12 protein-coding genes and 1 tRNA gene are annotated in these 12,683 nt (G+C 62.7%); 8 read left to right on the top strand and 5 right to left on the bottom strand.

Translation table 11 applies throughout. From position 1 onward, the window contains the following. The first annotated feature begins 419 nt into the window (after window positions 1–419). From AB4Y81_RS20335 to AB4Y81_RS20315, 5 genes are all read left to right on the top strand, one after another. Complete coding sequence (locus AB4Y81_RS20335) at window positions 420–1,985, top strand: NCS1 family nucleobase:cation symporter-1 (protein WP_189075426.1); 1,566 nt, start codon at window positions 420–422, stop codon at window positions 1,983–1,985. A 32-nt stretch (window positions 1,986–2,017) separates the two neighbouring features. Continuing rightward, window positions 2,018–2,764, top strand: a complete 747-nt coding sequence (locus tag AB4Y81_RS20330) for an aspartate/glutamate racemase family protein (RefSeq protein ID WP_039242867.1) — start codon at window positions 2,018–2,020, stop codon at window positions 2,762–2,764. 37 nt (window positions 2,765–2,801) lie between these two features. Further along, entirely contained in the window at window positions 2,802–3,569 is a 768-nt protein-coding gene (locus AB4Y81_RS20325) for an SDR family oxidoreductase (RefSeq protein WP_055971064.1), read from the top strand. Window positions 3,570–3,697: 128 nt separating this feature from the next. Continuing rightward, window positions 3,698–4,708: an endonuclease domain-containing protein gene (locus AB4Y81_RS20320; RefSeq protein ID WP_441996738.1), complete on the top strand. Its 1,011-nt coding sequence runs from the start codon at window positions 3,698–3,700 to the stop codon at window positions 4,706–4,708. 179 nt (window positions 4,709–4,887) lie between these two features. Then, window positions 4,888–6,375, top strand: coding sequence for a C4-dicarboxylate transporter DctA (locus AB4Y81_RS20315; protein WP_018777062.1), 1,488 nt, complete (start codon window positions 4,888–4,890; stop codon window positions 6,373–6,375). A gap of 71 nt (window positions 6,376–6,446) precedes the next feature. On the opposite strand, the gene AB4Y81_RS20310 is transcribed toward AB4Y81_RS20315, so the two are convergent. Continuing rightward, window positions 6,447–6,857, bottom strand: a complete 411-nt coding sequence (locus AB4Y81_RS20310) for a sterol carrier family protein (RefSeq protein ID WP_189075425.1) — start codon at window positions 6,855–6,857, stop codon at window positions 6,447–6,449. 21 nt (window positions 6,858–6,878) lie between these two features. Further along, window positions 6,879–7,895: an asparaginase gene (locus AB4Y81_RS20305; protein WP_055971075.1), complete on the bottom strand. Its 1,017-nt coding sequence runs from the start codon at window positions 7,893–7,895 to the stop codon at window positions 6,879–6,881. A 111-nt stretch (window positions 7,896–8,006) separates the two neighbouring features. Here AB4Y81_RS20305 and purD point away from each other — a divergent pair, with 111 nt between their 5' ends. Together purD and AB4Y81_RS20295 are read left to right on the top strand one after the other, a co-directional pair. Then, window positions 8,007–9,317: a phosphoribosylamine--glycine ligase gene (purD, locus tag AB4Y81_RS20300; RefSeq protein ID WP_039242858.1), complete on the top strand. Its 1,311-nt coding sequence runs from the start codon at window positions 8,007–8,009 to the stop codon at window positions 9,315–9,317. Window positions 9,318–9,319: 2 nt separating this feature from the next. Next, window positions 9,320–10,258 (top strand): phosphoribosylaminoimidazolesuccinocarboxamide synthase, encoded by a 939-nt coding sequence (locus tag AB4Y81_RS20295; RefSeq protein WP_306876500.1) that lies wholly within the window; start codon window positions 9,320–9,322, stop codon window positions 10,256–10,258. A 73-nt stretch (window positions 10,259–10,331) separates the two neighbouring features. Here AB4Y81_RS20295 and AB4Y81_RS20290 read toward each other — a convergent pair whose 3' ends face one another. Further along, window positions 10,332–11,597, bottom strand: a complete 1,266-nt coding sequence (locus AB4Y81_RS20290) for a helix-turn-helix domain-containing protein (RefSeq protein ID WP_441996735.1) — start codon at window positions 11,595–11,597, stop codon at window positions 10,332–10,334. Window positions 11,598–11,721: 124 nt separating this feature from the next. On the opposite strand from AB4Y81_RS20290, the gene AB4Y81_RS20285 reads away from it, so the two are divergent. Next, on the top strand, window positions 11,722–11,937 hold the full coding sequence (locus tag AB4Y81_RS20285) for a hypothetical protein (protein ID WP_018777056.1): 216 nt from the start codon (window positions 11,722–11,724) through the stop codon (window positions 11,935–11,937). Window positions 11,938–12,030: 93 nt separating this feature from the next. On the opposite strand, the gene AB4Y81_RS20280 is transcribed toward AB4Y81_RS20285, so the two are convergent. Beyond that, window positions 12,031–12,384, bottom strand: coding sequence for an SdpI family protein (locus AB4Y81_RS20280; RefSeq protein ID WP_416428658.1), 354 nt, complete (start codon window positions 12,382–12,384; stop codon window positions 12,031–12,033). Window positions 12,385–12,590: 206 nt separating this feature from the next. Next, window positions 12,591–12,667 (bottom strand) — tRNA-Pro (locus tag AB4Y81_RS20275). Window positions 12,668–12,683: the final 16 nt, after the last annotated feature.

Below are 12,683 nucleotides of genomic sequence, written 5' to 3'. Positions count from 1 at the left end.
CTCGGTACCCTGCTCAGCGATCAACGCATCAAGGGACTCAATCCACTCCGCGGTCTCTTCCGGATCACGATCAGGCAGCTGGGCAGTCAACCCGCTGAGGATGTGTGAGGTCTCTTCTCCTGCAGCCACGTCCAACCTCTCTTCATTGAATGTCTGGGCGCTTGCTCTGTGGGGGCGCTCAAGGAATTTCGTATTGTGAGAATAAAATTCTGCAATTCGAGATTACGTCCGCCGATGGGCAGCGTCAACACGGATTGCGTATCCGAAACAGTCAACCCGCAAACCTGGCGGCAAACAACCAAATGTGACCCTGCATACAGCGTGAAGCCTTGACCGGGCGTGACCTGCGTCATAGAGTTCTTTCACTATTCAATAACTCGATTCCATAATGTGGAATCAGTACGAAGTGGAGATCCACGATGCAGACGACTTCATCAGTCGGCGTCAATGAGACTCCGGAAGACGCAAAGACGGGTGCCCCCAACCACCCGGTCGTGGGAAACACGGATCTTTGCGCGATTGCTTCCGAAGCCGCAGGCCGTACCATCAGTCCCAGTCTTTACAACATCGACCTCGCCCCCACCAAGGCCAAGGGCCGCAAGTGGACCAGCTACAGCATCTTTACCCTCTGGGCCAACGACGTCCACAGCCTGGGTAACTATGCCTTCGCCATCGGGCTGTTTTCCCTGGGCCTGGGAGGATGGCAGATCCTGGTAGCCCTGGGCATCGGCGCCGTCCTTCTGTTCGCCCTCCTGAATTTTTCAGGTTTCATGGGCCAGAAGACAGGTGTCCCGTTCCCGGTCATGAGCCGCATCAGCTTCGGCATCAGGGGAGCCCAGATCGCCAGCCTCGTCCGCGGTGCCGTTGCCGTTGCCTGGTTCGGCATCCAGACGTACCTGGCGTCGGTGGTCCTCCGGGTCCTGCTGGTAGCCGTGGCTCCCGGACTGAAGGACCTGGACAGCAACTCCATCCTCGGCCTTTCAACCCTTGGCTGGTTCTCCTTCGTGGCGCTGTGGATCGTGCAGCTGGTGATCGTCAGCTTCGGCATGGAAATGATCCGTAAGTACGAGGCCTTCGCCGGCCCCATCATCCTGGTGACGATGGCGGCCATTGCAGTGTGGGTCTTCATCGAAGCCGGCGGTGCCATCCAGTGGAGCGGCATCAAGGGCCTTGAGGGCACCGAAATGTGGCTCACCATTTTCGCCGGCGGCGCCCTGTGGGTATCCATCTACGGAACGTTCGTGCTGAACTTCTGCGACTTCACCCGCTCTTCAACGTCCAAGAAGTCCATCGTCAAGGGCAACTTCTGGGGCATCCCCATCAACATGCTTGTCTTTGGTGCGATCGTCGTCGTCATGGCCGGCGGCCAGTACAAGATCAACGGCACTGTCATCCAGAGCCCGTCGGACATCGTGCAGAGCATCCCGAATACGCTCCTGCTGGTCCTGGCCTGCCTTGCCCTGTTGATCCTGACCATCGCGGTGAACCTGATGGCCAATTTCGTGGCCCCGGTTTATGCACTGACGAACCTTTTCCCGCGGCACTTGAATTTCCGCAAGGCAGCCTGGGTGAGCGGCACCATCGGCCTGGTCATCCTGCCCTGGAACCTCTACAACAACCCCATCGTGATCGTGTACTTCCTCGGTGGCCTGGGCGCCTTGCTCGGCCCGCTGTTCGGTGTGGTCATGGCTGACTACTGGCTGGTCCGGCGCGGCAAGGTCAATGTTCCGGAGCTGTACTCGGAAGACCCCAAGGGCGCGTACTTCTACAAGCGCGGCGTCAACCCCAAGGCCATTATCGCCATGCTTCCGGCCGCTGCCATGGCCATCGCCATCGCGTTCATTCCCGCTTTGGCGGCCGCAGCTCCGTTCGCCTGGTTCATCGGAGCAGGCGTCGCTGCGCTCACGTACTTCGCCGTGGCAGACAAGAAGCAGGTCCACGAGGACGTTTCCGGCGAGCCAATCGCCGTCGCCAGCACGCACTGAGCGCCGTCAACCAAAGATATAAAGGACATTCCATGCGCATCCTTGTCGCGAACGTCAACACCACCCAATCCATGACCGATTCCATTGCAGCCCAGGCCCGCGCGGTGGCGGCGCCCGGCACCGAGATCATCGGAATCACACCCCACTTCGGCGCCGATTCCTGCGAAGGCAACTTCGAAAGCTACCTGGCCGCGATTGCCGTCATGGACGCCGTGGTCAACTATCCGGAACCGTTCGACGCCGTCATCCAAGCCGGCTACGGCGAGCACGGCCGCGAAGGCCTCCAGGAACTGCTGGACGTGCCGGTCGTGGACATCACCGAGGCCGCAGCCAGCACGGCGATGTTCCTGGGCCACAAGTACTCCGTGGTGACGACGCTCGACCGCGCGGTTCCCCTCATCGAGGACCGGCTCAAGCTCGCCGGGCTGGAAGCGCGTTGTGCGTCCGTCCGCGCCAGTGGCATGGCTGTGCTGGAACTCGAGGAGTATCCGGAACGTGCGGTCGAGGCGATCGTGGGCCAGGCGGAGCAAGCGGTGCAGAATGACAAGGCCGAAGTGATCGTCCTTGGCTGCGGCGGCATGGCCGGACTGGATGAGCAGATCCGCCAACGCACCGGGGTTCCCGTGGTTGACGGGGTTGCTGCTGCGGTCACGATTGCCGAGTCCTTGGTCCGTCTTGGCCTGTCCACGTCCAAGGTGCGAACGTATGCCACGCCCCGCCCGAAGACTGTCATAGGCTGGCCGATAACCGCAGCCCAGGCCGCCGAAGCCGCGCGCTGAGCCAAAGCGCTGAACGCACCACCCGAGAGGCAACCACATGACTGACTCCAGCCTGCCCGCCGACCTGAGGGTCGCCGTCGTTACCGGGGCCGGTTCCGGTATCGGGCGGGCCGTCGCCAGGCTCATGCTGGCCGATGGCTACAAGGTAGCGCTGGCCGGGCGGCGGGAGGCGCAATTGCTTGAAACCGCCGACGGCCATCCGGATGCCCTGGCGGTTCCCTGCGACGTAACAGTGCCCGACGACGTCGCGCGCCTTTTCGCGGAGGTGCGCCAACGCTGGGGCCGGGTGGATGTGCTGTTCAACAACGCCGGGGTCTTCGGACCGGCCGGGGACGTGGGGGAGATTGGCGTTGACGAGTGGGAAGCAACCCTGCGTGTCAACGTCACAGGGTCCATGTTGTGCGCTGCGGAGGCTGTCCGGGCCATGAAGGACCAGCAACCGCAGGGTGGGCGCATCATCAACAATGGTTCCATCTCCGCCCATTCGCCCAGGCCCAGGTCTGTGGCTTACACGGTCACCAAGCATGCGATGACGGGCCTGACCAAGAGCATCGAGCTTGATGGCCGGGCGTTCGGGATCACGTGCGGGCAGATCGATATCGGCAATACCCGTACCGAGATCATGGACACCATCGGCGTGGGCTCAGGGGCCTTGCAAGCCGACGGCAGCCGCAAAGTGGAACCCATGTTTCCGGTGGAAGATGCTGCCCGCGCCGTGCTCATGATGGCCAACATGCCGGCCACGGCCAGTGTTGGATCCTTGGTGGTCACTGCTGCCGGAATGCCGTTCGTAGGCCGCGGCTAGCGAGTTTTTGTACACTTACCGCCCTTAAATCGGGCCCTTTAGGGCATCTGCTGTACAAAATCTCGCGGACGAGCGGGCGGACCTGTGGATAACGTCCCGCCGGCTTCTTCGTTGTGACTCAATAGGGCATGCGTCCTTTGTCGCCTCTTCCCCCTGCCCTCTCTAGTCGCGCCTTTACCATCAAGGAGGCCGCGGAATATGGCGTCGCTCCCAAGCGACTCCGGGCAACGGACCTGGTGGTGCCCAGCCGCGGACTCCGCATTCCGCAGAAACCGCAGACGCTACTGGACGTCGCCCGGCCCCATCTTGAACTTCGTCAGGGCGATTTCCTCAGCCACATCAGTGCCGCTGAGGTACTGGGACTGCCGTTGCCTCCTTGGGCGCATTTCAAACCCGACGACGGCGGGCCGGTGACCGCAGTTGCGGAACCTGTTCCTTGGGGTCCCAAGAGCGGCCCCCACTTTCGCGAACCGGGGAGATTTATCCACCTGTCACGGTCACGGGGTGGTTCTTTGCCGCGGCGAAGAGGGGTGGCCGGTCACCGGCTGACGTTGCGGGACGGTGACCTCGCTGACCTGGACGGCGTTGTGCTCACGTCCGTGGCGCGTACATGGGTAGACCTGGGCACCATGCTGCCGATTGAAGACTTGGTGGTGGCCGGCGACGCCATTGTCAGCGAACATACCCGCACGTTCGGTCCGGCAAGGGTAGCGATGGTTTCCTTGTCCGAACTACGCGCGTTCGTTGCGCAGGCCAACGGTGTCCATGGTGTTCGCAAAGCCCGCTTGGCGCTCGACGACTTGAGGGTGGGTGTCGACTCCCCGCCGGAAACCAAGCTGAGACTCATGCTGGAGGACGCCCGCTTGCCGGCGTTTATGCCCAACTGTCCAGTGATGGATGCCCTGGGGCGGCCTGTGTGGACGGACTTGGGATGCCCTGAATATCGCATTTGCCTGGAGTATGAAGGCCTTCATCATCTGTCTCCCGAACAGCAGGCGCTGGACGCCTATCGGGACCAGCGGGTTGCAGACGCCGGTTGGCGGCAGGTCAAGATCAACAGGATCGACATGCGGCAGGGGCAGAGGTGGGTGGTTGCCCGGGTGGCGCAGGCCCTCCGCAAGCAGGGCTGGGCAGCGTAGTTTTTGTACAGCTCCCGCCCCTAAACACCCCTCATGCGGGCATCACCTGTACAAAAAACCAATTGTGACTTCCACAATATGGAAATCGAATCTCCCCTTGCGGAATGGTGTGACCGGGCTTACATTGAAAACATCCCCCCAAAACGAGGGGCTGTTCCCAAACTGATTGGTTCAGATCAATGAAGATCCCAGACCCCGCGGCGCTGAAGGCGAGTTCGGCCCCGCAGAAGAAAAAGCGGCTGTACCAGTCGCTCTTTTTTCAAATCCTGATCGCCGTCGTCGCAGGTGTGCTCATCGGTCATTTCTGGCCGAACATCGGGTCCGCACTCCGGCCACTGGGTGATGGATTCATTCAACTCATCAAAATGATCATCGCCCCGCTGATTTTCCTCGTGATCGTCACAGGCATCTCGGCAGTGGGCGACGTCAAGGCGGTCGGAAGGGTCGGGGTCAAAGCCCTCCTGTACTTCACCGGCGCCACTCTCTTCGCATTGGTCTTCGGGCTCATCGTCGGCAACATTGTCCAGCCGGGTGCCGGCCTGAACATTGACCCCTCAACGCTTTCCCAGGACGCACTGAACGCCAAGACCGGCAACGCGCCTCCCAAGGACGCCGCAGCGTTCATCCTGGATGTCATTCCCGTCAGCGTGATCGGCGCTTTCGCCAACAACAGCCTGCTCCAGGTGCTCTTCTTCTCGGTCTTCTTCGGCGCCGCGATCGTGGTCATCGGCCGGGACCGTTGCCTCCCGGTCATCAGCCTCATGGAGACTGTCCTGGAACTGATCTTCAAGATCATGTCCTGGATCATGAAGGTGGCCCCCATTGGTGCTTTCGGTGCCATGGCGTTCATTATCGGCCAGTACGGCGTGGGCACACTTGGAACGTATGCCCTGTTGATAGCGTCCTGCTACGGCGCCGCGATCGTCTTCATCGGCCTGCTGTTCCTCGTGGCCTGGGGCTTCGCCCGCGTTCCGCTGTGGCAGTTCCTGAAGTACACCCGGGAGGAGTTCCTGCTGGCTCTCGGCACGGCTTCCACCGAAGCTGTCATGCCACGCATCATGACCAAGCTGACCAACGCCGGCTGCTCCCGTGCCACCACCGGTCTTGTGGTTCCGACCGGCTACTCCTTCAACCTCGACGGTGCAGCGATCTACCTTTCCATCTCCCTGTTGTTCCTGGCCCAGGCGTTCGGGCACAACCTGGACCTCGGCCAGCAACTGGCTGCGCTGGGTGTGCTGCTCCTGACTTCCAAGGGCATGGCGGGCGTTCCCGGCTCGTCCTTCCTGGCACTCTCCGCCACCGCGGCCGCACTGGGTATCTTCCCGGTAGCCGGCGTGGCACTCCTCCTCGGAGCCGACCGTCTCATGGACTCCATGCGCGTGGTGGTGAACCTGCTGGGCAACTGTGTAGCGACCTTCGTTGTCGCAAAGTGGGAAGGCCAGTTCGACCGCAGCGTCATGGTCCGCGCCTTCAACGGCGAGATCACCAACGAGGACACGGCCATCATGCTCGGCAAGGAAGAGGTTTACGCACAGCAGGAGCTGGAGCGCATCAGCACCGGCCAGCAGCCCTCCCCGAAGTTCCGCGGCGGACCTGCAGCGGACGACATCCCCCAGTTCGAGATGAGCAAGCCCGGGCAACCGTCCACCCCGGTCTGCCCTGACTGACCTGGCGAGTTTTTGTACAGCTGATGCCCCTAAGACGTGGTCTTAGGGGCATCAGCTGTACAAAAACTCGTTTAGAGGGGCAGCAGTTCAGAAAGATCGGCGCGCAAACCGGAGGCGGTCACCTTGTGGGCCGAAACGGCGTCGGCCCAGGTGATGCTGCCGGTCACCAAACCAAGCCAGGTGTCGGCGTCGGTCTCTATGACGTTCGGGGGAGTGCCGCGCGTGTGCCGGGGCCCCTCCACGCACTGGGTAACGCCGAACGGCGGGACGCGGACCTCCACTGAATTGCCGGGCGCACGCGCGGTGACTTCTTCCAGCGTGTAGCGGACCGCCGTCGCTATCACAGCGCGCGACGGCGTGGTCCCGGCAGCGGTGCCAGGCTCACCGGCGGCTTCACCACTAGAAGGCCCGACGGCGGTTTGCCAGGCAGCCAGCGCAGCCCGGCCCTCGGAGATGTCGACGCGGCGTCGTGCAACAGCCATGGGTTCTTTCCTTCTTAACTACTAGTCCAGCAGGGCAGAGACTGCGTGGCCCAGCCGGATCCTGCCCACTTCATGACCGCCACCCAGAACAGGCTCCACCACCCGTTCCAGGACGTTGGATACGGCCGGGATGTCCACTGCCCCGCTCACGGCGAGCAGGGTCAGTCCCACAAGGGTGGTGGCGCGGAGGTTGCCGTCGAGTACTTTGACTGCCACCGTGGCGCCGGTGGGGGTGGCCAGGACCAGGACTCCTTCGGCACCGATCTTGGCCAGAACCTCCAGCTCTTCCATGACGACGGTGTTCGACTCACCCTTGCCCTGGACGGCCCACGGGTAATCCAGCATGGACGTGGCGATGGTGGCTGCGCGGGCGTTGGAGGATTTATCGCCCGGGGACTTGGCCAGGCGGGAGTAGGCACGGGCCAACCCGGTCAGCGAGAGCGCGGCAACAGGAGCGCCGCAGCCGTCGATGCCCAGGTGTGAGATGGTTTCGCCGCTGTATTCCTCGATGACGGAACGCACCCTTTGCTGGAGGGGGTGGTTCGGTTCGAGGTAGCTGCGGAGGTCCCAGCCGTTTTCGGTGCACGCCCACAGGAAGGCTGCGTGCTTGCCGGAACAGTTGAAGGCGAGCTTGGACTGCCCGCGCTCGGACCGGACCAGCCAGTTCCGGGCTGTCTCGTCCTGGGGCCAGGCGGTGGGGCACTGCAGGTGTTCCTCCCGAACGCCGGCCGCTTTGAGCATTCCCTCCACCACGTCCATGTGGTCCAGGGATCCGGTGTGGCTTCCGCACGCCACGGCCACTTGCGCACCGCGCAGCGGAACTCCGGATTGCATGGAGGCGAGGGCCTGGAAGGGCTTGAGCGTTGACCGGGCGAAGACGGGAGCATCGATGTCGCCGAGGCGGGTGACAACGGAACCGTCACCCGCGAGGACCACGGCCGCACCTATGTGCCGGGACTCGATGAAGCCACTGCGTTCGATCACTGCCAGTTCGACGGCGGTCTCAACGTTGAACGTTTCATGCGAACTCATSGGCATGAAGCAAGTCTAGGCGTGGCGGGGTGGTTCCCGGGCCAGGCGGGTGCGCGCCGGGTCCGCTGCGTGACACAGCTTAGGCCGAGCGCTCCACACAAAGTACCCTTGAAGACTGTGAAGGTACTCGTCATTGGCCCAGGCGGCCGCGAACACGCCATTGTCCGCTCTCTGCTTGAAGACCCCAACGTTTCCGAGGTCCACGCGGCCCCCGGCAACGCGGGCATCAGCAAACTCGTGCCCACGCACGCTATTGACGGGAACAACCCGGAAGCCGTCTCCGCCCTGGCCACCAAGCTGGGCGTGGACCTGGTAGTTGTTGGCCCGGAAGCGCCGCTGGCAGCCGGTGTCTCCGATGCCGTGCGCGAGGCCGGCATTCCGGTGTTCGGCCCCAGCAAGGAAGCCGCCCAGCTGGAAGCTTCCAAGGCGTTCGCCAAGCAGATCATGGCTGAAGCGAACGTTCCCACGGCCATGGCCCGGGTGGCCGAAAACGCAGGGGAAGCCGCAGACGCCCTGGACACCTTCGGCGCTCCCTACGTCGTCAAGGACGACGGACTGGCCGCAGGCAAGGGCGTCGTCGTCACCAAGGACCGCGCGGAGGCCCTGGCCCACGCGCAGACCTGCTTCGACGCCGGTGGAACCGTGGTGATCGAGGAATTCCTTGACGGCCCCGAAGTTTCCCTGTTTGTCCTCTGCGACGGCCGGACCACGGTCCCGCTGTCCCCGGCACAGGACTTCAAGCGCATCTTCGACAACGACGAAGGCCCCAACACCGGCGGCATGGGTGCCTACACCCCGCTGGAGTGGGCCCCCGAAGGCTTGGTCCAGGAAGTCATCGACCGCGTCGCCCAGCCCACCGTGGACGAGATGGCCCGCCGCGGCACGCCCTTCATCGGCGTCCTGTACTGCGGTTTGGCCCTCACCTCGCGCGGCACGCGCGTCATCGAATTCAACGTCCGTTTCGGCGATCCGGAGACCCAGGCTGTCCTGGCCCGCCTCAAGACGCCGCTCGGTGCGCTGCTGCTGGCAGCTGCCAAGGGCGAACTGGACACCGCCGAAGAGCTGCGCTGGTCCAAGGACACGGCAGTCGCCGTCGTCGTTGCTGCCGAGAACTACCCTGACGCACCCCGCACAGGCGACCGCATCCGTGGCCTGAAGAAGGTCGACGAACTGGACGGTGTCCACGTGGTCCATGCCGGTACCAAGCTGGACGACGAAGGCAAGGTTGTCTCCGCCGGCGGCCGCGTCCTGGCGGTTGTGGCGCTCGGTTCGGATCTGGTGGAGGCCCGCGAGAAAGCGTACGACGGCGTCGAGCTGGTTCAGCTTGAAGGCTCGCAGTTTCGTACGGACATCGCAGGCAAGGCCGCCCGCGGCGAAATCCGGGTGCCGTACGCGGCCACCGGCACCATCCCGAAAGTGCAGGCCTGAGCATGACTGAATCCCTCCCCGCAGGCGGTTTCAAGACCGAGGCCCTGGATCTCCCGGGCTGGACCCACGTCTACTCCGGCAAGGTCCGTGACCTCTACGTCCCCGCCGATGAAGCGATCACGGAGAAGATCGGCCAGGAATGCGTTCTGGTTGTCGCCAGCGACCGCATCAGCGCCTACGATCACGTCCTCAGCAGTGAGATCCCGGACAAGGGCCGCGTCCTGACCCAGCTGAGCCTGTGGTGGTTCGAGCAGTTGGACGTTGAGCACCACGTTCTGGCCTCAACAGTCGAAGGCGGAGTGCCTGCCGAGGTCGAGGGCCGGGCCATGATCTGCAAGAAGCTGGACATGTTCCCGGTGGAATGCATCGCCCGCGGCTACCTGACGGGTTCGGGCCTGGCCGAGTACAAGGAACACGGCACCGTCTGCGAGATCCCGCTGCCTGAGGGCCTGGTTGATGGCTCCCGCCTGGAGAAGGCACTGTTCACGCCCTCGGCGAAGGCCGAGGTTGGCGAGCACGACGTCAATATCACCTACGACGACGTCGTGGCGATGGTGGGCGATGACATTGCTGCCCGCCTGAGCGAGCTCACGCTGAAGATCTACACCCGCGCCGAGGAGATCGCCCGTGAACGCGGCATCATCCTGGCCGACACCAAAGTGGAATTCGGTATCGACGCCGCCACGGGTGTGATCACCCTTGGGGATGAGGTCCTTACGCCGGATTCCTCGCGGTTCTGGGATGCGTCCACGTACGCGCCCGGCAAGTCGCAGCCCTCGTATGACAAGCAGTACGTCCGTGACTGGCTGACTTCCGCCGAATCCGGCTGGGACAAGTCCTCGGACACCCCGCCGCCGGCACTTCCCGCCGACGTCGTGGAGCGCACCCGTGCCCGTTACGTGGAGGCTTACGAGAAGCTCACGGGCCGCACGTTCGCGTAAAGCACCCAACTGAGTCGCAGTTCATGTCGTTTTGAGTTCTCTCAACGGCATGAACTGCGACTCACTTGTTTAATCAGGCTTGGGAGTGTTCCTTCGCAGCCCGGCGCTCGGCCAGGCGGATCTCCAAGACGGCGTCCATGGCTTGCTGAACCCTGTCCGAGGCTCCCGCTGCGCTGAAGTCGTGCTGGGCTTCCTCCAGGAACTTCAGAGCTTCCGACGCTTCTCCTGCGGCCTTCAACGACTTACCCAACAGCAGTGAAACTTCGCCGGCCGTGTGGCGGGCCAAGACCTTGCGGTCGGTGTGGATTTCGCGGAGTTTCTCGACGGCGGYCGGAATGTCGCCGGTGAGATAGAGCCACCGGGCGCGGATGAAAGCGACCTCCAACTGGTCCGTCTTGTTGCCTCCGACGATCGACAGCGCGAGTTCTGCACGTTCAATGGCGGACAGGGTTTCCGGTTCCACGATGCCGGAAGACAGTCGTACCGCTGCCGAAGCCTTGTTGAAGCGGGCCCACAGCTCGATGTCATTGGCGGGGGAGAGCAGTTTGGCGGCGCGTTCGTGGTGTTTGATGCCCTCCACGTAGTCGTGGCGCATGAAAGCGACGTTGCCCACCACCCACGCGACCTCACCGGCCAACTGGGACATGGAATGTTCGTCCATGTGCTCGATCATCGCCAGGCAATACTCCCAGGCCTCATCCAGCTTGCCGCTCTCAGCCAATGCACCGATCAGCGCGCGGTGCGCGCCAATGATGAGGGTGGAGCCCTTGGGCAGTTGCTCGCTGAGCTTCACTGCCTGCTTGGCATGCTCGACGGCGGTGGCCAGCTGCCCTTGTCCGTGGCACACGGCGGCAAGCATCTGCCAGGCGCGTACTCCGAGGCCGGCGGATTCGGTGGCCATGGGGTGCTCCAGCAGGTGCTCAACGATCTGCTGGCATTCCTTGAGCTGGCCTTGCTTCATCACGCACTCGGCCTGCATATAGGTCATGTTCCACCAGGCGCTGTTGTTCTTGGCCTCGAGGGCTATTTGCGCTGCGGTGGCGGCGTGGCTGGCGGCGAGTTGGTAGTCCCGCAGATCCCACGCCTGGCGGGCGTACAGGCCGGCCAGGACGTACTCGGCATCGCTGACGGAGACGGGTTGGCTCCACGCTTCCAACGCTTTGGGAGCCAGTTCCAGCCGGCGGGCCAGCTCTTCGATGACCTCTGCCGTAGGTTCGCGCCTGCCGGTTTCCAGCAGTGAAATGTAGCTGGGCGAGTACAGGTTCTTGCCGAGCTCTGCCTGCGTTAACCCGCGTTCGAGCCGTTCGGCACGTAGTTTCTCGCCGAATCCGTTTCCCACGGGTCCCTCCTACAGGTGTCTTTTGACCAAAACCTTGACAGTCTCTGTGGAAAACATTTTACAATGTATGTCAACAGGGACCGCGCAATTTCCGTAACGAATCCGACTCGCATTGGGGTACATCATGTTCAAGAAAATCTTCGCGTCAGTGGCCTTGGCAAGCGCACTGACCGCCACGGTTGCAGTTCCCGCAGTCGTCTCTGCCGCTTCGGCAGCAGACTCCTCCACCGTAAGCGCCATCGGCAACTGGCCTGATCCCATGCGCATTGCTGCGCCGACCAAGTCAGCGGACACCACCTATACGCCGATGTCCATCGGTAACTGGCCGGATCCAATGTAAATCAATTGTAGTTAGTAAAACCCCGGGGCGTGACGAGCGATGCCCCGGGGTTTTACTTTTGCCCATTTTGGCGTGCAATGGCGCCGGGAATATTCATTCGCTCAACGATTCACGTTTGGCAGCACCCGAAGCCACAAAGGCCGCAACGACGATGAACAGCACCACCCCGGCTGCGGTGATCGAAGCCAGGGTTGGCGGTTCCAGCGTGGGAAACAGAAGTATGGCCGCCGCACCTGCAGCAGAGCAGATGCCTCCCACGATCACGTAGGGACCTGCTGCCTTGTGGCCCGCAACCCACGCTTCCTCGGAAACCGTGGTGGCCGGCAAACGGATCCCGACCAGGGAGTTCATGGGGAGCTTGCCCTTGATGCAGATCGACCCCATGACGATGAGCAGGGCTCCCATGGCGCCCAGGATGACGATGAGCTGGATAAATTCTGTCTGCATTCTCTGGCCCTGCCCGTTCTGTGATTTCCTAGAACCCGATGTCGATGGCGCCAGGATGCTGCGCTGACCCTTGACAGCGTAGTGACAGCGTTCTCCCGTGCAAACAGAAAAAGCGGAGCCTGTGGATAACCGCGACGAAAGCGGCTGGACTTGGACAGAAATGGCAACAAAAAATGGCGCCGATTTCTCGACGCCATTTTCGTGTTTGGTCGGGATGACAGGATTTGAACCTGCGACCTCTTCGTCCCGAACGAAGCGCGCTACCAAGCTGCGCTACATCCCGATCCGCTGCGAAAGCA

It is taken from the genome of Paenarthrobacter sp. TAF1, assembly GCF_052113825.1.
GTDB lineage: Bacteria > Actinomycetota > Actinomycetes > Actinomycetales > Micrococcaceae > Arthrobacter > Arthrobacter nicotinovorans.
The sequence above is the reverse complement of the archived record's forward strand: the minus strand, read 5'-3'. Positions and strand labels throughout refer to the sequence as shown.